The following is an 18,807-nucleotide window of genomic DNA, read 5'->3' as shown; positions in this document are numbered from 1 at the left end:
CCTCAGCTCCCGCTCGTGACGCGCTGCTGGGCGCGCCTCAGCGCGGCTTCGCTGGACTCGCCGGTGAGGGCGGACTGGAAGGCGCTCTGCAGGGCGAGCGACACGGACGACCACTGCGCACCGACCTCGGCGGTACGCGAACGGGCCGTCGCGACCTGTCCGGCCAGGGCCGCCAGCTCCGGGGCCTTCGTGCGCCAGACATCGGCGGCCTTGGTGTTCGCCGGGACCATCCAGCTGTTCAGGGCGTAGGTGATCTGCTCCTGCTCGCCCGCCATGCAGTCGATGATCCTGGCGGCTGTCTTCTCCCGCTTGCTGTCACCGGTGTTGGGCACTGTCAGCACACCGCCGCCCAGAGGACCGACCGAATCGTCGCCCGCCTCGGGGACCGGGATCTCGGCGATGCCCCAGTTGAGCCCCTTTTTGGAGTTCAGGGCCTCGACCTGCCACGGGCCGTTGATCATCATGGCGGCGTTGCCGGCCATGAACTGGTCGTTGACGTCGGCCTGGGTCCAGTTGACCGTGGACTTGGAGAGCGAGCCGTCCTTCAGCAGGTTCTTCCAGTAGTCGAGCGCACCGGCGACCTCGGGGCTGTCGAGCTTCGTCTCGTCACCGCCGTTGGACCACATGAACGGGGTGAACTGGAAGACGCCGTCCTCCGCGCCGCCCGCGCTCAGCGCGAGGCCGTAGCGCTTGCCCTGTGTCAGCTTCCTGGCCGTCGACTGCATCTCGGCCCACGTGGTGGGCACGTTCAGTCCGGCCTGGTCGAGGATGTCCTTGTTGTAGAACAGCGCCAGGGTGTTCACGGTGCGTGCGGCCCCGTAGTACTTCCCGTCGAACGAACCGAAGTCGACGATCCCTTCGGGGACGGCCGTCGTGGTCAGTCCGAGATCCTTCAGCGGGATCAGCCCGCCGGCCTCGGCGAAGGTCGGCATCTCGGAGGCATCCAGCTGGAGGACGTCCGGCAGCGACTTCGAGGAGGCCATGCGCAGTGCCTTCGTCATCAGCTGGGCGGCCGGCACGCTCTGCTGCTCGATCGTGACCCCGAGCTGCTTGCTGCAGCGCGCGAGGGTGTCGCCGTCCCAGCGGTGGTACGACTCGTCGGTCGAGGAGTTCATGACGGTGTAGACGTCGTCGTCCCGCTGCTGACCGCACCCGGACAGAACAGCGCCGGCGAGGATCGCGGAGACGACGGTGAGGGGAACGAGGATCCGCCTGGTGCGGCGTAGGTCCGTTCCGTCCCGAAAAGGTTCTGTCACGGTGGTGCCCTTGCGGTGAGGGGGTGGCCGAACCATGGGAACGCTCCCACGCCGTGATCGTCAAGACCGTGCGCGGAATTCGGCGAGGCCGCACGCGAAAGGGCGGGTGTCCGGCGGCGGGCCGCCGGACACCCGGTGCGTCAGCGGACGCCGAGCAGGTGCTCCATCGCGAGCTGGTCCAGGGCCTCGAAGGCCATCGACCGCTCGGCGGCGGCGTCGACGTCGAAGTCCTCGAACGCGGAGCGGTCCGCGAGAAGGCTCTTGAGTCCGTCGGCGGCGGTGGGCTGTGCCAGCTCGTCCAGGCGGGAGGCGGTCAGGGCCTCCTGCACGGCCGGGTCGGCGCGGAAGGCCGCGGCACGCTCCTTGAGGATCAGGTAGTTGCGCATGCAGTTCTTCGCGGACTCCCAGACGCCGTCGATGCCGTCGGTGCGCACCGGCTTGAAGTCGAAGTGGAGCGGGCCCGCGTAGTCGGAGTTCTCCAGCAGGTCGACGAGCCAGAACGCCTGGCGGAGGTCGCCGGCGCCGAAGCGGAGGTCCTGGTCGTACTTGATGCCGGACTGGCCGTTGAGGTCGATGTGGAAGAGCTTGCCCGCCCACAGTGCCTGGGCGATGCCGTGCGGGAAGTTCAGGCCGGCCATCTGCTCGTGGCCGGTCTCCGGGTTGACGCCGACCAGCTCGGGGCGCTCCAGGCGCTCGATGAAGGCCAGGGCGTGTCCGATGGTCGGGAGCAGGATGTCGCCGCGGGGCTCGTTCGGCTTCGGCTCGATCGCGAAGCGGAGGTTGTAGCCCTGCTCGGTGACGTAGTCGCCCAGGAGGTCGAAGGCCTCCTTCATGCGGTCCAGTGCCACCCGCACGTCCTTGGCCGCGCCGGACTCGGCACCCTCGCGGCCACCCCAGGCGACGTATGTCTCGGCGCCCAGCTCGACGGCGAGGTCGATGTTGCGGATCACCTTGCGCAGCGCGTAACGGCGCACGTCGCGGTCGTTGGAGGTGAAGCCGCCGTCCTTGAACACGGGGTGTGTGAAGAGGTTGGTGGTGGCCATCGGGACCTTGAGCCCGGTGCGCTCCAGTGCCTCCTTGAAGCGCGCGATGTGGGCGGCGCGCTCGCTGTCGGAGGAGCCGAACGGGATGAGGTCGTCGTCGTGGAACGTCACACCGTGGGCGCCGAGCTCGGCCAGGCGCTCGACCGACTCGACCGGGTCGAGCGCGGGGCGGGTGGCGTCACCGAACGGGTCGTTGCCCCGCCAGCCGACAGTCCAGAGACCGAAGGTGAACCTGTCCGCGGCGGTGGGGGTGAAACGTTCCGACATTGATCAGCCTCTTGTCGACGAAGGCGCGGGCGGCGGATCTGCCGACCGACAATTTGTTTGCTTGCAGTACTAATACTCCATCCTATCGTTGGTTTCCAGACCGTTTCCGTGACGTGTCGGTCACGTGGTGCCAGCATGCCGGATCTGCAGCCTTCGTCGTGCTCCCGCTTTTCGGGCATTCCGGGTGCTCCTGTGGCGCGTGAGCCCTCCTGCCGTCATTTGTTTTGCGTACGATCAAAATAGGAAGGACCCGATACGGCGCGCTCGCCGCAGCCCTGACGTCCCGCACTTTTTCGCCCGCCGGAACCGGCGGCTCCACCCTCACGGCGGCCGTCCCCGGCCTCACGGGCGCACCTGCGGCGACGTACGAAGTGGTCCGCAAGGGCGGCGAGGTCCGGGTCGCGACGAACACGGACCAGCCGTACACGGTCACGGTCGTAGGCTGACCCTTTGAGCCGGCCCCGGCGCGGGGCCGGCTCCTCGTGGCGAAGGTGGAGTGCATGGGCGAGCTGATCCTGATCCGGCACGGCGAGACCGAGTGGTCCCGGTCCGGACAGCACACGAGCCGTACCGACCTGCCGCTCACGGACCTCGGTGAACGCCAGGCCCGCGCGCTGGTCCCCGTCCTGGCCGGCCGGCACATCGGCCTCACCCTCGTCAGCCCGCTGATCCGCGCCCGGCGTACCGCCGAACTGGCGGGCCTGCGCACGCCCCGGGTCACGCCTGATCTGCACGAGTGGGACTACGGGGCGTACGAGGGCGTGACCACGGTCGAGATCCATCGCACCCGCCCCGGCTGGAACCTCTGGACCGACGGCGTCGCACCGGACCCCGAAGGGCACCCGGGGGAGACTCCGGCAGAGGTGGGCGCCCGCGCGGACCGGGTCCTGGCCGAGGTCCGGGCAGCGGCCTCACGCCTCCACGACGACGACATCGCACTGGTGGCGCACTCGCACTTCCTGCGGGTCCTGACGGCCCGCTACCTGCAGCTGACCCCGGCGAGCGGCGCCCTGTTCCAGCTCGCGACGGGCGCGGTCTCCCGCCTCGGCACGGAGCACGGTCTGCCGGTCATCGCCGCGCTGAACGTCGCACTGCCGGAGAGCCTGTACGGGGCGGCGCGCGCCTGAAGCAGGCCCTGTGCTCATGCAGCCACCCCAGGTGGTGCGCTGCCGCCTCCGGACGCGCTCCGCCAGGTCCCCGCCCCGCAAGCGGCCGAGGTAGACGTCGCCAGGCGTGCGGACGGTTCACGCAGATCCTTCACCGCCTCGATATCGGACCCACCGCCGGACGGGCCGCGACAGCCTGCCGGCTGAAACGACCCATCAGCCGTGAGCCCTCAGCCGTAGATCGGGAAGGATGCCTGGAACGCCAGGCGCTCGTCGGTCCCGTCGCCGATGCGGGCGAGAACCCCGTCGAGCGCGATGCACTCCTCCCATGCCGCCCGGCCAGTTGGATCTTGTCGGCGAGGCTCACCAAGAGGTCCTCCAAACCGACGTGCGACTTCGCCCACGACGCATGAGTTGCGGCACAGCGGGCCAGCTTCGGGCTGACGCCGTGGCCAAGCAGAAGAGTCTGCCCCACCTCCTCATGCGCCGACCCCGGCCCGGAGAGCTCAGAGACGTGCACCGTCTTTCCCACGTCGTGCGTCGCCGCCCCGAAGAGCACTGCCTCACGGTCGAAGACCACTGCGGGGTAACTCTGCTCTACCCAGTCGACCAGCTGGTGTGCGACATCATGGACAGCCCGCAGGTGAGCCGCCGGCCGCGGTGGACTTCCCAGTTCCGACAGAAGCTCTGCGACGCGATCCGGCAGAGGGAGCAGAGGCGAGTCGACAGTGCCGCCCATAGCCCTCGACAAGAGAATGCTGGTCATTACCGCGTCAGGGTACTGACCGCAGCCTCCCTCGGCGAGACCGGCGAGGGCGAGGACCATCGGCGACGCACTGCCGTACGAGCAGGACCGCCGCGTCGAACTGGGGCTGTTTCCCGATCGGGACGCGGCCCACGCCTCGGAAGACGAGGAAGACGAACGGGAGTGGGCGGCATTCGATATGGCTCCGACTCTCGCCCAGGCCATCGGCCTCAGCCCCTTGACCGCCGGCTCCGGCGTCCCGGTGCGCGGAACAGCGCTACGGTCCTCACCGCGTACGGAACTGCCAACGGGGTAACGCCAGATGTCTGCCGCTTCTGACGAACCATGTCGTAGCGGCGGACGAGGAAGCCCGTCGGCGGGCTGTCGATCTCGCAGAGCTACTCGTCACTTCGCGGCACCCTCGGGAGTACTGGGCCGTGTAGCCTGCGTGCCCGGCACCGGGGCCGCCCCATCCAGCCCCGGTCCAGTGATGGCCGGTCCCCCTCGGCCACCCTTTCCGCCACCTGCAACGGAGCCGGCTTGTCCATCGACATCACCGCCCTGACCGACCCTCAGCAGACCTCCTCCGCCCGCCGCCTCGCCTGGCTCGCCGCCGACCCTGACGGCCACCCTGTCGGGTCCGCCTTCCTGCGCCTGTTCACCAAGGACGGTCAGCGGCACCTTGCCGAACTGGACGTCCAGGTCCACCCGGCCGAACGGCGCCGACGGGCAGGCACCCTCCTGCTCGACGCGGCGGTCGCCGCCGCCCGCCATGACGGCCGACGAGTCGTCATATCCCAGGCCGAAGCCGGCACTCCCGGCGCGGGCTTCCTCGCCGGCAGCGGTTTCCGTGCGGTACTGGCCCTGACTTATGCCCGGCTGCCGCTGGCCGACGCGGATCTTCCCGCGCTCACCCTCAGCGCCGAAAACCCGCACCCCGGTTACCAGTTGACGGCATGGGAGGGGACGGTGCCCGACGAACTCGCCGACACCTACGTGGCATCGCGCCATGCCATGGACGACATGCCGATGGGCGCCGTCGACTACGGCACGGTCACCTGGGACCTCGACCGGTTGCGCGCGGCGGCCTCGGCGATTGCCCAACGCGGAGACATCTTGCACACCGTGGCGGCCATCGGTCAGGTGGACGGCTCCATCGCGGGCTTCACCGAACTCGTGGTCCCCGGCAGCGGCACGGGCGACGCTCAGCACTACGGCACGGCGGTGCTACCCGAGCACCGGGGCCACGGGCTCGCCCGCCGGATGAAGGCCGCCTCGATCCTCCAGGCCCGCGAACGCCACCCTCACCTCGGCGGCCTGCTGACCGACACCGCCGACAACAACCCGTACATGCGCCGTGTCAACGACCAACTCGGCTACCTGCCGACGCACACGGCCCACGAGTACCAGCTCGACCTGTAGTCGCACCGGAATTCCGGTCTGTGCCACGGCGGGGGCTTCGGACCGCCCCGCCGGATGTGGACCTCGGCACCCTAGTGCTCCGACCGCATGGGTTCACCGGATTGAGGCGGGCCAGTCGGCAGGCAGCGTGTAGCGCCAGCCCGGCCGCCAGGCGGGCGGTGCTTGGAGCAGTTCGTCCAGCGGTGTTCCGGCGAGCAGATGCTCCAGTGCCCATCGGTTGGCCGAGTGCGCGATCACGAGGATTCTGCTGCCGTCCCATCCGGTGGCGATGTCGTGGAGGAAGGCGCGGGTGGCCGTGGCGACCTGGCGGTAGCTCTGGCCTCCGGGAAACGGTTCGGCGATGTGCTGGGCTCGTTGGGCGGCGATGAGGGAGAGCGGGTGTCCGTTGAGCTCGCCGTAGTTGCACTCACGCAGTCGGATGTCCTGGCGAATCGGGGGCCGGCCGTCGGGGAACGCGATCCGGGCTGTCTGGACGGCTCGGTGAAGGTCGGAGGCGAACACTGCTGCGAAGCCGTCGCCAGGTCGGCGCTCCCCCAGCTCCTGGGCCTGGCGGCGGCCCAGGTCCGAGAGTCGGCCCGGGAGCCAGCCGGTGGCGATGCCGGCCTCGTTGTCGGTGGTGGTGGCGTGTGTCTCGTAGACGATCTCTACTGCCATCAGGGCTCCTGAATGTCCTTGACAGGCCAGGCTGCACGGGCGAGTGGGCGGCCTCCCCACCATGCCACCGCCGACCCGGTGAACCTAGGCGGCCAGAGCACTAGCTGCTCCGCCCCCGGCCCACCTGGACGACGGCGGCTGGATGAGCTGTGCTGCGACTGCAGTCGTACCTCTGCTGTCCGCCAGGCCGCGCAGAACCGGTTCTGCCCGGCGCCTCTACGCAGGGATGAGGACGGTCAGCCATTCCGCTTCTCGTGGCCGGTACCCGTAGCGATCCCTCAGCCCCGACACGATCGCCGGGACGTGGCCGGCTCCGTAGACGACGGCCACCCGGATCGGCTCGTCGCCGCGTTCCGCGTGGATCTCGCCGAGCGCGTCGAGCAACCGCCGGTCGCGCCGATCGGTCAGCGCGTGCTCCAGAGGATTGTCGGCCATCATCTCCGCCCGCAGCGTCGACGGCAGATCCTCGACCACCAGGTCTTCATCGAGGAAGGCGCGCGGACCGCGCAGCGCGAACACCAGGCCCATCACGGGAGCCATGACCATGAACAGCACGTACATCCCCCGCGGCAGCGCCTTCAGGTCCTCGATGGCCTCCGCCGCGGTCACATCCGGGTGGATGACCTGTACGGTCCCGGGAAGCAGCAGCTCCTCGCGCTGCTCCTGCAAGCCGTTGCGCCGCCGGCGTGGGGCGAACCGGTAAGCGAGCGTGAGGGCACTCACTCCGGCCGATCTCCCTCGGATTCCTTCCATGACTATGAGGTCGCATTCCCTGAGCCGGAGGCGGACCTGGGAGTAGAACGTCGGTGAAGCCACGTGCAGCATCGGGAAGATCATGAATTCGAGTGGCGTCCCCGCCCGCCTCATGGTGATCACAGCAGATCGGACGGCGTACCCGGTCACCTCGATGATCTGCATGATTCCCCCGCGACCTTGCCCGGTTTTTTCCACCCGTACCAGGACACGAGCCCGCCCAGGTCCGTGGTTCCCTCCCGGCGCAAGCTGCCGCCGGGCTGCACAGGCATGCCTGCGCCGACAGAGGGCGCGGGGTCGTTGAGTCCCGGTTGTACTCGCGTGTCCTTGGAGGTGCCACCCTCGGCGACCTGGTGCGCTGGACCAGGGCCCGCGAGTTCTGGCAGGCGCACGCGCAGGAGGGCGGACAGCCTCCGACCAGGAAGTGGAACTTCGCGCGGGTGCGCACCTAGACCCGGGCCGGGATGTGACGCCAGCATCGAGGGGTGGACAACTCCAACGAGCCGCACCTCTCGCACAAGACCCACCTTCCCTATCCCTACGACCAGGACCTTTCCCACGTCCTGCGATACCTCAGCCGGATCACGGCCACCGGCCGGAAGAAGCTTGCGAACAGTCTGAGCACCGCCGGCTACCTGGCTGCGGGCATGAGGCTGATCCAGCAGCACTTGGGGCCCGACGCGGTACGGGGCGCTGCCACCGCCGGGAACAGGCACTCCCTCGAACGCCCTCTGCTGGGATTCCTCTCCCAGCGGGCGGTCGCGGCGGCGGTTGCCGAAAACCCGTCCCCGTTCCCTCGTCGGGGCGGTGTGCCGAGGCTGCGGACCACATGGCGGTCGCAGGCGGACTTCGTCGCCGACCTCATCAACTTCGCTGTGTGGCCGACGAACTACCACCCCGGCTACCTGGAGCAGCGGGTGGTCACCACCAGGAGACTCGTGACAGGCGAGGACTTCGTGCGGGCCGTCCACGACACGGCCTACCAGCACACCTCGGAGAGCGCCCGCGTGCCGTCCGTTCGGCTCAGCCTCGCCCTGATGGTGCTCTCCGACGGCGACGACGCGGTCCAGCGGGCCCTCGCCGAGACGTACCGGGGATACCTCTCCTCCTGGAAACAGGTGTACGCCGAGGTCCTGAAGGCACGGGGCCTGCGGCTACGGGCGGGGCTCGGCCTCGACGACCTCGCGAATGCCCTGTCCGCCGCCACGGACGGCGTGATCCTGCGCTCCATCGGCGACCCGCGCGCCGAGGTCGTCGACCAGGAACGGGAGCGCTCCCTCATGGGCACGGTCGCTCTCGCAGTGATCCACGGGTTCCTCGAGCCGGCCGAGGCCTCGGACGGCCTCACCCTGGAGCAGGCCGTCAACGCGAGGCTGGGCCGTTCCCTGCCCTCCGGGGCGACGAAGAGTGACTCACAGTCAGAGAGGAACCCGTGACCTCCATCGACCGCACCCCGGCGGAACCCGGAACCGGTGCCCGTGCTCCCGGACGGCTCGCGGCCGTCACCGGCCTGTTGTCCGTCATCGCCGCAGTCATCCTGGCGCTCACCGGCCACGCCGAAGCCGCTGCGGCCGCCGGAGTCGCCGGTGGTGCTGTCGCCGGAGGCATCCACGTGACGGTGAACATCCACCGGCGGCCTCCCGGTCAGGAGTGACGGGCAGGGCCCGTCAGAGGGTGCCGTTCCTGAGGGCGCCGACGAACGAGGCCCAGCGCGCGGTGGCGAAGACGAGGGCCGGGCCGTCGGGGGTCTTGCTGTCGCGGACGGGGACATGGCCGGGGAAGCCGTCGGCCACTTCGACGCACTCGCCGCCGTCGCCATTGCTGTAGGACGACTTGCGCCAGGCAGCTGTGCTCAGGTCTGGTGTGGTGCTCATGGCGTCACGAACTCCTTCGCCGCCGAGACGATCCGGTCCAGGGACGCCTCCGGCGACAGCGCGGCAGCCCTGGCCAGATCGTATGCGGAGTGGAACTGCTCCACCAGCAGTGGCTCTTCGACGAGTTGGCCGTTGTAGGAGCTCTCCGTGTATACGACAGCGGGAGCGTCGGTGAACTGCATCAGTGTCATCGACGCGTGCAGGAAGGGATGTGCCCCGGCGGAGAACGGGAGCACCTGCGTGACGACACGAGGGCGGGAGGCAGTCTGCTCGGCGAGGTGGGTGAGTTGCTCAGCCATCACCGCGTTCCCACCCACTGGCACAAGCAGAGCAGCTTCGTGAATCACCACCCAGAGTACCGGCGCAGTGGGCGAGTCGAGGAGACAAGCACGCTCCATCCGCGTTCGGACATGTCCCTCGATGACTTCCGTTTCGGCGAACGGGTGAGCGGACCGGGTGAGCGCCCGTGCGTAGGCCTCGGTCTGCAGAAGGCCCAGGACAACCATCGACGTGTAACTTCCGATGGACGAGGCCTGCAACTGGAGTTCCGCCGCGTCCGCGAAGTACCCCGCCACCTTCGACGTCCGCGCCAGCAGGCACAGCCGCTGCAGGTGCTCGCCGCTCCCCAGCAACTCGTCCAGTGCGCGCGACAGTTCCAACTGGGGCCGTCGTTCCGCTGCTTCGAACAGGCCGATGTACGTACCGGAACAGAACACCCGCTCGCCCAACTGGTTCTGCGACAGCCCCGCCGCCTCCCGCAGACGGCGCAACTCCGCGCCGTAGAAGGTGCGTGGGTTTGCGTACGGGTCGAGCTCCTTGGGTTGCGGCATGTCACGGAACGTAGTGGCTACCCCGCCCCCGTATGCGTGGATCCGCTGCCGGTCGCCCGGACGGGTAGTCAGAAGCCATGCTGCGCCCGGCGTTTACACGGTTTCGGTGGAGCGCTAGCCTCCCGCAGTATGTACGAGTGGGAGCGCTCCCAATGTCGCATCGCCCCCCACCCACGGGCCCCCCGCAGCGAAGGGACGTACCTCGTGATTCACCTGATCAGACACCGATTACTCGAAGGCACCAGGCGAAGAGCAGTGTTCCTCACCCTGCTCGCACTCCTCACGACCATCCCCGCCCTCGGGCTCGTCGTGGGCGCCGGGGAGAAGGCCGAGGCGCACGGCACGCCCATGAAGCCCGCCAGCCGCACCTTCCTGTGCTGGCAGGACGCGCTGTCCGACACCGGCGAGATCAAGCCCGTCAACCCTGCGTGCAAAGCCGCCGCGCAGCAGAGCGGGACCACGCCCTTCTACAACTGGTTCTCCGTGCTGCGCTCCGACGGCGCGGGCCGTACCCGGGGCTTCGTGCCCGACGGGCAGCTGTGCAGTGGTGGCAACACCAACTTCACCGGCTTCAACCAGGCGCGCGACGACTGGCCGCTGACCCACCTCACCGAGGGCTCGACCATCGACTTCTCGTACAACGCCTGGGCCGCGCACCCGGGTTGGTTCTACGTCTACATCACCAAGGACGGCTTCGACCCGAAGCAGACGCTCACCTGGGACGACTTGGAGGAGGCGCCCTTCCTCTCCGTCGACCACCCGCCGCTGAACGGCACTCCGGGGACCGTCGAGGCCGACTACAAGTGGAGCGGTGCCCTGCCCGACGGCAAGGACGGCCGCCACATCATCTACATGGTGTGGCAGCGCTCCGACAGCCAGGAGACCTTCTACTCCTGCTCCGACGTGGTCTTCGACGGCGGGAACGGCGAGGTGACCGGAGTCAAGGAAGGCTCCACCACGCCGACCGAACCCCCGCCCGGAGCCTGCAGCGCCACCCGTAGCACCACCGGCAGTTGGAGCGGCGGCTACCAGTCCCAGGTGACCGTCACCAACTCCGGCACGGTGCCCATGCTCGGCTGGATGGTGGACTGGACGCAGCCCGCCGGGCAGAGCGTGGCCAGTCTCTGGAGCGGTGCGATGGCGACGCAGGGGCAGGAGGTGATGGTCCACAACGCGGAGTGGAACGGTTCGCTGGACCCCGGTGAATCGACGACCTTCGGGTACGTCAGCGCGGGCGGAGCCCCGGATCCGGCCCTGGAGCTCGGCTGCGTCGTGGGATGAACGAAGCGGCCGGTACCTCGGGGCGAGGTACCGGCCGTTGCCCGCAGGCGGACTATGCCGCCGCCTTCCTGAGAGAGGTGAGGTGGGCGAAGACGACGACATTGGCCGAGTAGCCGCCCGTCTTCTTGTCGAAGCGCCCGCCGCACGTCAGCAGCCTGAGCTCGGGGCGCTTCGTCGTCCCGTACACCTTGTCGTCGGGGAACTCGTTCTTCGTGTACGTCTTCACGTCGTCGACGGTGAACACCGCGGTCCGCCGGTCCGCGCGGACGACTTTGACGGGGTCGCCGCGGCGCAGTGCGTTCAGGTTGAGAAAGATCGCGGGGCCCGTCTTCGTGTCCCGGTGGCCGACGATCAGAGCCGTTCCCGCCTCTCCGGGTGACGGGCCGTCCTGGTACCACCCGGCGACCTTGGGTCTGCTCAGCGGTGGGGCGCCCAGCCGGCCCTTCCTGTCGAGGCCCAGACCCACCAGCGGGGCCTCGATGAAGATGGCGGGGATGGCGAGCTTCACCGCCCGGGAGGGCGACAGCGGCGGGTGTGACGCCGGCACGGTCACCGCCGGTTTCTGCGGTGCTCTTCGGAACGCCGGCCCGCCGCCCGCGGCATCGGTGCCGCGGGCGGCGGTGACCGACTGCGGGTCGTCGGACGAGTCTCCGCTCGCCCAGACGACGCCGGTCACCAGCGAGGCGGTCACACAGAGCGTCATGGTGAGACGCGCGGCGCGAGTCGGCCCTCGTCGTCGCCGGTAGGGGGCGTTATGCCTCGCCACGGGTTCGGCGGCGTGCCTGCCGGCGGACGAGGACCAGACCGGCGAGCCCGGCCGCACCGGCCGCCAGTGCCGTGGTCGTCCCGAGGTTCGAGTCGTTCTCCGAGCCGACGGTCTCCATGGTCGGGACGCCGCCGCCGCCCGCGGGCACCGCGCCGGACGGCTTGCTGTACTCCTTGCTGCTGCTCGATTCGCCGCTGGCCGACGCGCTGCCGCCCGACTCGCTGCTGCTCGATTCGCCTCTGCCCGACTCGCCTCTGCCCGACTCGCCGTTGCCCGACTCGCCGTTGCCCGACCAGGAGGAGCCCTCTTCCTCCTCCTTGTTCTTGTGCTTCCACTCGTTCTTGCTGCCGTAGTGGCCCTCCTTCTTGGAGCAGTCGACCTTGAAGGTCTTGCTCTTCGGGCCCGGGGCGTTCCAGGTGAGCACGTAGATGCCCTCCGGCAGCTGGAACCCGGGTGCCTCGCCGATGCCCTGTGCCAGCGCGACGGTTCCGGTCAGCGTGAGCCCCGGGGGGATCACGGAGGGCTGAGTGGTGATCGTCCAGACGACGGCGGGAAGTTCACCGAAGTTGGACGCGACGACCTTGAACGCGCAGACCTCGAGGCCGTCAGGGGATGTGGTGGGGGAAGGACTGTGTGACGGCCGCTCGACCGGCTGGACGTCCAGCTCGCCGCCGATGGCGTGCGCCGCAGGTGCGCCGGCGAGGGTGAGACCTGCGGCGGCGACGGCGGCGGCGACCGCGGTGCCTGTACGGGCACCGCGCGAGCGGAGGGAAGCGGAGGTGGGCATGCGGGCTCCTTCAAGCCGAGATGATTATCGTACTGATCACCTGATCGCCCAAGAGATGTCATGAATCATCGGGAATGCCACGCGAAACACCGTAAAGAATTGAAAAGCACCCTGACTGGCCGACAGGGCGAGAGCCCCGGTCATCGCACACAAGCGGACGGGCCACCCGCACACGCGGGTGGCCCGTCCTCGTACCGCACCCGGCCGGGGCCGGGATCCGCTCAGCCCAGCAGCTCGATCTCCGCCAGCGTCGCCGCCGCCGTGCTCACCAGCCGGTACTTCGCGTACGAGCCCGGCGCGGCCACCGAGAACACCCGGGTCTGCTTGTCCCAGACGAACGTCTGGCCGGACCGCTTGTCGAGGTCCTTCCAGGTGGTGCCGTCCGAGGAGCCCTGGAGCACCCAGCCCGTCGGCGCCTTCGCCGCCGCGGAGGACGTCAGCGTGTACTGCAGCGCCTTCGTGGCCGAGGTGACCGGCAGGTCGGCCGACTCGACCGCGGCCGAGGTGGCCGAGGAGTTGTCGTACAGGGCGCCGTCGCCCTTGAGCACGTCGCCCTTCGGGGCGGGAACCTTGTCGTCCTGGGTGATGGAGACCGGTGCCGCGTTCTTGCCCGTGCCCCACGCCGAGGGCTTGGAGCCCATGTCGAACTCCAGCACGCCGCCCTTGGCCAGCAGGTCGTGCGGCAGCGAAGTGGACGTCCACTTCTTGCCGTTGACCTTCAGGCCCTGGACGTAGATGTTCTTCGCGCTGTTCTTCGGAGCCTTGACCACCAGGTCGCGGCCGTTCTCCAGGTGCACGGTCGTCTTCGTGAAGAGCGGCGAGCCGATCGCGTACTCGCCACTCCCCATGACCAGCGGGTAGAACCCGAGCGAGGAGAAGAGGAACCAGGCCGACTGCTCGCCGTTGTCCTCGTCGCCGTGGTAGCCCTGACCGATCTCGCTGCCCGTGTACAGGCGGCCGAGGACCTCGCGGACCTTCTCCTGGGTCTTCCAGGGCTGCGAGGCCGCGTCGTACATGTACGTGGCATGGTGCGCGACCTGGTTGCTGTGACCGTACTGGCCCATCCGCACGTCACGAGCCTCGGTCATCTCGTGGATGACGCCGCCGTACGAACCGACGAACTCGGGTCCGGCGGTCTCGGGGGTCGAGAAGTAGGAGTCGAGCTTCTTGGCGAGACCGTCACGGCCGCCGTACAGGTTGGCCAGGCCGCGGCTGTCCTGCGGGGCGGTGAAGGCGTAGCCCCAGCCGTTGGTCTCCGTGTAGTCGTAGCCCCAGACCCGCGGGTCGAACTGGTCCGAGGGCAGGCGCCAGTCGCCGTTGGCCTTCCTGCCCTGGAAGAAGCCGGCCTTGTCGTCGAAGAGCTTGACGTAGTTCTGCGCGCGGTTGAGGAAGTACTCCGACTCCTCCTTGTAGCGCTCGTTCTTCGTCTTCTTGTAGAGGGCCTGGCCCATCTGCGCGATGCCGTAGTCGTTGAGGTAGCCCTCCAGCGACCAGGAGAGGCCCTCGTGCGTCGTCGTGTCGGCGTAACCGGTGAAGACCGAGGTCTCCATACCCTTGCGGCCGACACCGGAGGACGGCGGGGTCACCGTGGCGTTCTTGACGGCAGCGTCGTAGGCGGCTTCCGCGTCGAAGTCCACGCCCTTGATGTATGCGTCGGCGAAGGCCACGTCCGAGCTCGTGCCGGTCATGAGGTCGGAGTACCCGGGGGAGGACCAGCGGGAGATCCAGCCGCCGTCCTTGTACTGCTGGACGAAGCCGTCGACCATCTTGCCGGCCTGCTTCGGGGTGAGGAAGGAGTACGCCGGCCAGGTCGTCCGGTAGGTGTCCCAGAAGCCGTTGTTGACGTACACCTCGCCCTTGACGATCTTCGCGCCGGTGTGCGTCGGGGTGTCCGTGCCGGTCTGCGGCGAGAACGGGCTCGCGTAGGTGCTCTTCCCGTCGACCTGCTCGAAGCCGGAGTTCGGGTAGAGGTACAGCCGGTACAGGCTCGAGTAGAGCGTGGTCAGCTGGTCGGCGTTGGCGCCCTCGACCTCGACCTTGCCGAGGATCTTGTCCCAGGCCTTCTGCGCGTCCTTCTCGACGCGGTCGAAGGAGGTGGACGCGGGAAGCTCCATGGCGAGGTTCTTCTTCGCCTGGTCGACGCTGATCAGCGAGGTGGCCAGGCGCAGGTTGACCGTGCGGTCCTTGCCCGCGTCGAAGCGGAAGAACCCGGTCACATCGTCACCGCCGCCGCCCTTCAGCTTGCCGCTGTCGGTGACCGGCGCGTCGAAGTCGCCGTACACGAAGAGCCGGGTGGCACCGGTGGAGCCGCCGCTCCTCACATCCGAGAAACCGGTGAAGATACCGGTCTTCGCGTCGAGGGTGAGGCCGCCGTCGTTGGAGACGTTGTCGAAGACCATGCTGGCGTCGTCGGACGGGTAGGTGAAGCGCATCCGCGCCGCATGGTCCGTGGGCGTCATCTCGGCCTTGAGACCGTTCTCGAACGTCACCCCGTAGTAATGGGGCTTCGCCGTCTCGTTCTCGTGGCGGAAGGGCAGTCCGCGCGCCGTGCGGGAGGCGTCCGGGGTGCCGGACGCCGCCGACGGCATCATCTGGAAGGTCTGGCGGTCGCCCATCCAGGGGCTCGGCTCATGGCTGGCGCTGAAGGCCTGCAGCGTCGGCAGGTTGTCCGCGTTGTTGCCGCGCGCGTAGTCGTACAGCCAGCTCGTGGTGCCGGCGTTGGTGACCGGCGTCCAGAAGTTGAAGCCATGCGGGACCGCGGTCGCGGGGAAGTTGTTGCCGCGCGAGAAGCCGCCGCTCGAGTTGGTGCCGCGCACCGTCGACGCGTAGTCCGAGAGGTGCGCCTTGCGCTTCTCCGGGGCCTTCGGGGCGATCTTGATGTCGTCGAGCCAGCCCTGGAACTTCGAGGCGCCCTTCGGGGAGTCGTACGCGACCAGGATCCGGTCGACGGTCTTGCCGGCCGCGACCGTGCCGATGCGTGAGGCGACCTTGTTCCACTGGTTCACGTACAGCCGCTTGGCGTCGGCCTGGCCCTGCGGGGTCAGCAGCCCGCCGTGGCTGTCGGTGGCCTTCAGCTCGCTCAGATAGCTGCCGTCGGTGAAGGCGAGGTCCACCGCGACATGGGTGGCCGGGTAGTTGAGATCCGTCTGGCCCATCTGGGGGTAGACCAGGTACGAGAGCTCGGTGTCCTTGGTGACGGCCGTGTCGACGTCGAAGACCTTGTTGTACGAGTAGGCGCGGCCGTCCGGCTTGTGCGTGCCGGCGTAGCGCAGGGCCTTCTTACCGGTGAATCCCGCACCCGACTTGGCGGTGGGGGAGCCGGAGGGGCCGCGGTCGGTCTGGCTGCGCATGTCGCCGGGCACCGGGGCAGAGGTGTCGCCGTTCGAGAACTGAACGTCGGCGAGCTGGATCGCGTCCGAGGCGCCGTTGTTCTTCGTGATCTCCAGCCGGAAGTGCTGGTAGGCCGTATCCGTCGTGAAATCGTACGACTTGGTCTGGAAACGCTCGGAGAAGGTCTGGCCGGTCCGGGTGTCCAGGTCCGTCCATGTCTTGCCGTCGGCGGAACCCTTCAGCGTCCAGTCCTTGGGGTCACGCTCGTCGTGGTCATTGGCCGAAGTGAGCGCATATGTCACTACCTTGACGGGTTCGACGAGGTCGAACTCGACCCAGCCCGAAGGTGCGAAGGCCAGCCACTTGGTGCCGGACTCGACGTCGGCCAGGTTCTCCTTCCCCTCGCCGCCCCCGGCGTTCTCGCTGCTGGCCCGCACGTCCGTGACCTGATCGGTGACATTGCCCGGTATTCCGGCGGAGAATCCGCCATCGATACCTGATGCCCTTTTCTTTCCGTCAGATCCTTCTTCGACGGTATTACGCCAGTCCGGCTGCTTTTCGTCGTCCTCGAAGGAGGAGCTGAACGAACGGTCCCCGGAAGGCTTTTGGGACGGTCCGGCCGGTTGTGCGAAGGCCGCGGTGGGGGCCGCCGCGACGAGGACGAGAGAAGCCGCGATGACCGCGGCCGAGTGGCTGTGTCTCTTGCGAGGGCCTTGCTGAAGACCGCGTAGGGGCTGCATACGGAGCCGTTCCTCCCGGGGGGCGTGCTTGGACAACGTTGTCATGACGGGACTCGGGTACCAGTAGGGAGCCAAGTGGTCGGATGTGTCAAGGGTGTTGCGAGGGGTTGGCCTGCCGAATCGACCGTAATCCGGAAATGTTGGTTCCGGTACGAGGGCTCGGGGTGCCGAAGTATCCGCGAGGTCTCAACTCGGGAAAGACTGCCGCTCAAACCTGCTTTCGATCTTGCTCACTTGGCGGGAAGTGGACTATACCTGTCGGCGTCTGCACAGCCGTTTCACACGGTCCGCGGGCACGGGGGAGGGATACGGCTGTGGGGTGCGAGAGCGTTCCGCTGTACGGTCTTCCGAAAACGCCCCCACTGCATCAGGAAATCCGGCAATCTGCACGACCCAAGCGCAACTGAACGCGGTGGCGGGGCCCTTCGCCTGAGGCGATATCGACGGGTGACCGGTACACCGCCTGAGTCCTGGAGAAGGCGAGGACTTGAGCATGGGATCCACCTCCGCCCACAAGAATGAGGGCCTTGGCCGTCGCGATGTGATCAAGCGTTCTGCCGCACTCGGCCTGATCGCTGTTCCCACGATGAGCTTCCTGTCGGCCTGTGCGAGTGGCGACAGCGGCGGCGACGACAAGGTCGAAAAGGGCACGAAGAGCGCGAAGAATCCGCTCGGTGTCAATGAGACCGCCGCCCTCGAAGTCGTCATCTTCAACGGTGGCTTCGGCGAGCAGTACGCCATCGACGCGGAGAAGAAGTACAACGCGGCCTTCCCCAAGGCCCCGAAGGTCAAGCACTCCGCGACCCAGAAGATCCAGTCGCAGCTCCAGCCGCGCTTCAACGGCGGCACCCCCCCGGACCTGATCGACAACTCCGGTGCCGAGCAGATGGACATGGGTGTCCTGGTCGGCAAGAAGCAGCTGCTCGACCTGACGCCCCTGATGGACGCGCCGTCGTACGACGACCCGGCCAAGAAGGTCCGCGACACGCTGCGCCCCGGTGTTCTGGAGATGGGCCAGTTCGACGGCGACCCCGTCTGGATCATGTACTACGCGTACACGGTCTACGGCGTCTGGTACTCCCAGACCAACCTCGAGAAGCTCGACGCGACGTACCCGGAGAACTGGGACGACATGCTCGCGCTGTGCGCGAAGGCGAAGAAGAAGGGCATCGCCGGCTGGACGTACCCCGGCAAGTACCCGTACTACCTGCCGTTCTCCCTCTACCCCTTCATCGGCAAGATCGGCGGCCGCGAGGTCCTCGACAAGATCGACAATTTGGAGCCGAACGCCTGGAAGGACCCGGCCGTCAAGGCCGCCTTCGAGGCGTACTACGAGCTCTTCCAGAAGGGCTACATCCTCAAGGGCACGCCCGGTCTGACCCACATCCAGTCGCAGACCGAGTGGACCAAGGGCAAGGCGCTCTTCATCCCGAACGGTTCGTGGGTGGAGAACGAGGCCGCACCGACCACGCCCAAGGACTTCAAGATGATGGTCGGGGCGCCGTCCAGCCTCGACGCGTCCGACAAGCTGCCCTACGGCACCATCTGGGCCTCCGGCGGCGAGCCGTTCATCGTCCCGTCCAAGGCGAAGAACCCCGAGGGCGCCATGGAGCAGCTGCGCATCATGCTCTCCGAGGAGTCCTCCAGGAACTTCACCACGCAGGTCAAGTCCCTCAGCGCCTTCAACGGCGGCACCGACGGTCTGACCCTGTCCACTGCCATGCAGTCCGGCGTCGACGTGCTGAAGAAGGCCGGCGACAACGTGGTGAACCCGCGGCTGCAGGACTGGTACGTGAAGCTGCAGAAGGAGCAGATCGGTATCGCCGGCATCGGCGAGATGATGGCGGGCCGCGCCACCCCGGCGGAGACCATCAAGAAGATCCAGGCCTTCGCGGACGCGGCGGCCAAGGACCAGGCCATCAAGCACTACCAGCACCAGTGAGCAACCGTCAC

The 18,807-nt window shown here is 68.2% G+C and carries 17 protein-coding genes and 1 pseudogene; 8 read left to right on the top strand and 10 right to left on the bottom strand.

Features of this window, described 5'->3' with window-relative positions:
- Positions 1–2: 2 nt before the first annotated feature.
- Together ACFWBQ_RS08015 and xylA are read right to left on the bottom strand one after the other, a co-directional pair.
- A complete protein-coding gene (locus ACFWBQ_RS08015; RefSeq protein WP_385485327.1) occupies positions 3–1,256 on the bottom strand; it encodes an ABC transporter substrate-binding protein in 1,254 nt (417 codons plus the stop codon).
- A gap of 140 nt (positions 1,257–1,396) precedes the next feature.
- Complete coding sequence (gene xylA / locus ACFWBQ_RS08010) at positions 1,397–2,566, bottom strand: xylose isomerase (protein WP_385485325.1); 1,170 nt, start codon at positions 2,564–2,566, stop codon at positions 1,397–1,399.
- A gap of 224 nt (positions 2,567–2,790) precedes the next feature.
- Here xylA and ACFWBQ_RS08005 point away from each other — a divergent pair, with 224 nt between their 5' ends.
- Together ACFWBQ_RS08005 and ACFWBQ_RS08000 are read left to right on the top strand one after the other, a co-directional pair.
- The gene (locus tag ACFWBQ_RS08005) at positions 2,791–3,012 is read left to right on the top strand and encodes a hypothetical protein (RefSeq protein WP_385485323.1); all 222 of its coding nucleotides are present in this window, start codon (positions 2,791–2,793) and stop codon (positions 3,010–3,012) included.
- A 54-nt stretch (positions 3,013–3,066) separates the two neighbouring features.
- Positions 3,067–3,693 carry a histidine phosphatase family protein gene (locus ACFWBQ_RS08000; protein WP_385485321.1) on the top strand — a complete coding sequence of 209 codons (627 nt, stop codon included), beginning with the start codon at positions 3,067–3,069 and terminating at the stop codon, positions 3,691–3,693.
- Positions 3,694–3,902: 209 nt separating this feature from the next.
- Here the strand turns inward: ACFWBQ_RS08000 and ACFWBQ_RS07995 are convergent.
- Positions 3,903–4,438: pseudogene (locus tag ACFWBQ_RS07995) on the bottom strand (HD domain-containing protein).
- Between the two features lie 519 nt (positions 4,439–4,957).
- Between ACFWBQ_RS07995 and ACFWBQ_RS07990 the strand changes: the two are divergent.
- Positions 4,958–5,839: a GNAT family N-acetyltransferase gene (locus tag ACFWBQ_RS07990; protein WP_385485319.1), complete on the top strand. Its 882-nt coding sequence runs from the start codon at positions 4,958–4,960 to the stop codon at positions 5,837–5,839.
- A 93-nt stretch (positions 5,840–5,932) separates the two neighbouring features.
- Here the strand turns inward: ACFWBQ_RS07990 and ACFWBQ_RS07985 are convergent, their stop codons facing one another.
- Together ACFWBQ_RS07985 and ACFWBQ_RS07980 are read right to left on the bottom strand one after the other, a co-directional pair.
- The gene (locus ACFWBQ_RS07985; RefSeq protein WP_385485317.1) at positions 5,933–6,493 is read right to left on the bottom strand and encodes a histidine phosphatase family protein; all 561 of its coding nucleotides are present in this window, start codon (positions 6,491–6,493) and stop codon (positions 5,933–5,935) included.
- Between the two features lie 216 nt (positions 6,494–6,709).
- Entirely contained in the window at positions 6,710–7,216 is a 507-nt protein-coding gene (locus tag ACFWBQ_RS07980) for a hypothetical protein (RefSeq protein WP_385485315.1), read from the bottom strand.
- Between the two features lie 341 nt (positions 7,217–7,557).
- Here ACFWBQ_RS07980 and ACFWBQ_RS07975 point away from each other — a divergent pair, with 341 nt between their 5' ends.
- Genes ACFWBQ_RS07975 through ACFWBQ_RS07965 form a run of 3 tightly spaced genes read left to right on the top strand, consistent with a single transcriptional unit; the run spans position 7,558 to position 8,900 of the window.
- The gene (locus tag ACFWBQ_RS07975; RefSeq protein WP_385485313.1) at positions 7,558–7,698 is read left to right on the top strand and encodes a hypothetical protein; all 141 of its coding nucleotides are present in this window, start codon (positions 7,558–7,560) and stop codon (positions 7,696–7,698) included.
- 33 nt (positions 7,699–7,731) lie between these two features.
- Positions 7,732–8,682 carry a hypothetical protein gene (locus tag ACFWBQ_RS07970; RefSeq protein ID WP_385485311.1) on the top strand — a complete coding sequence of 317 codons (951 nt, stop codon included), beginning with the start codon at positions 7,732–7,734 and terminating at the stop codon, positions 8,680–8,682.
- On the top strand, positions 8,679–8,900 hold the full coding sequence (locus ACFWBQ_RS07965; protein ID WP_385485309.1) for a hypothetical protein: 222 nt from the start codon (positions 8,679–8,681) through the stop codon (positions 8,898–8,900). The genes ACFWBQ_RS07970 and ACFWBQ_RS07965 overlap by 4 nt, the downstream gene beginning before the upstream one ends.
- Positions 8,901–8,913: 13 nt before the next feature.
- Here the strand turns inward: ACFWBQ_RS07965 and ACFWBQ_RS07960 are convergent, their stop codons facing one another.
- A complete protein-coding gene (locus ACFWBQ_RS07960) occupies positions 8,914–9,120 on the bottom strand; it encodes a DUF397 domain-containing protein (RefSeq protein ID WP_385485307.1) in 207 nt (68 codons plus the stop codon).
- Positions 9,117–9,950, bottom strand: a complete 834-nt coding sequence (locus tag ACFWBQ_RS07955; RefSeq protein ID WP_385485305.1) for a Scr1 family TA system antitoxin-like transcriptional regulator — start codon at positions 9,948–9,950, stop codon at positions 9,117–9,119. Before ACFWBQ_RS07955 ends, ACFWBQ_RS07960 begins: the two co-directional genes overlap by 4 nt.
- A gap of 204 nt (positions 9,951–10,154) precedes the next feature.
- Here ACFWBQ_RS07955 and ACFWBQ_RS07950 point away from each other — a divergent pair, with 204 nt between their 5' ends.
- The gene (locus tag ACFWBQ_RS07950) at positions 10,155–11,231 is read left to right on the top strand and encodes a lytic polysaccharide monooxygenase (protein ID WP_385485303.1); all 1,077 of its coding nucleotides are present in this window, start codon (positions 10,155–10,157) and stop codon (positions 11,229–11,231) included.
- Positions 11,232–11,283: 52 nt separating this feature from the next.
- On the opposite strand, the gene ACFWBQ_RS07945 is transcribed toward ACFWBQ_RS07950, so the two are convergent.
- From ACFWBQ_RS07945 to ACFWBQ_RS07935, 3 genes are all read right to left on the bottom strand, one after another.
- Entirely contained in the window at positions 11,284–11,934 is a 651-nt protein-coding gene (locus ACFWBQ_RS07945; protein ID WP_385485301.1) for a class F sortase, read from the bottom strand.
- Between the two features lie 49 nt (positions 11,935–11,983).
- Positions 11,984–12,784, bottom strand: coding sequence for a hypothetical protein (locus ACFWBQ_RS07940; protein ID WP_385485299.1), 801 nt, complete (start codon positions 12,782–12,784; stop codon positions 11,984–11,986).
- Between the two features lie 221 nt (positions 12,785–13,005).
- Complete coding sequence (locus ACFWBQ_RS07935) at positions 13,006–16,854, bottom strand: GH92 family glycosyl hydrolase (protein ID WP_385485746.1); 3,849 nt, start codon at positions 16,852–16,854, stop codon at positions 13,006–13,008.
- A gap of 493 nt (positions 16,855–17,347) precedes the next feature.
- Here ACFWBQ_RS07935 and ngcE point away from each other — a divergent pair, with 493 nt between their 5' ends.
- Entirely contained in the window at positions 17,348–18,796 is a 1,449-nt protein-coding gene (ngcE, locus tag ACFWBQ_RS07930) for an N-acetylglucosamine/diacetylchitobiose ABC transporter substrate-binding protein (protein ID WP_385485297.1), read from the top strand.
- Positions 18,797–18,807 lie beyond the last annotated feature (11 nt).

Source organism: Streptomyces sp. NPDC060035 (genome assembly GCF_042736635.1).
GTDB lineage: Bacteria > Actinomycetota > Actinomycetes > Streptomycetales > Streptomycetaceae > Streptomyces.
The sequence above is the reverse complement of the archived record's forward strand: the minus strand, read 5'-3'. Positions and strand labels throughout refer to the sequence as shown.

Coding starts and splice junctions, on each gene's coding strand:
- xylA (WP_385485325.1), bottom strand. CDS start 2,566: ATGTCGGAACGTTTCACCCCCACCGCCGCGGACAGGTTCACCTTCGGT.
- ACFWBQ_RS08000 (WP_385485321.1), top strand. CDS start 3,067: ATGGGCGAGCTGATCCTGATCCGGCACGGCGAGACCGAGTGGTCCCGG.
- ACFWBQ_RS07985 (WP_385485317.1), bottom strand. CDS start 6,493: ATGGCAGTAGAGATCGTCTACGAGACACACGCCACCACCACCGACAAC.
- ACFWBQ_RS07960 (WP_385485307.1), bottom strand. CDS start 9,120: ATGAGCACCACACCAGACCTGAGCACAGCTGCCTGGCGCAAGTCGTCC.
- ACFWBQ_RS07955 (WP_385485305.1), bottom strand. CDS start 9,950: ATGCCGCAACCCAAGGAGCTCGACCCGTACGCAAACCCACGCACCTTC.
- ACFWBQ_RS07945 (WP_385485301.1), bottom strand. CDS start 11,934: ATGACGCTCTGTGTGACCGCCTCGCTGGTGACCGGCGTCGTCTGGGCG.
- ACFWBQ_RS07940 (WP_385485299.1), bottom strand. CDS start 12,784: ATGCCCACCTCCGCTTCCCTCCGCTCGCGCGGTGCCCGTACAGGCACC.
- ACFWBQ_RS07935 (WP_385485746.1), bottom strand. CDS start 16,854: ATGCAGCCCCTACGCGGTCTTCAGCAAGGCCCTCGCAAGAGACACAGC.
- ngcE (WP_385485297.1), top strand. CDS start 17,348: ATGGGATCCACCTCCGCCCACAAGAATGAGGGCCTTGGCCGTCGCGAT.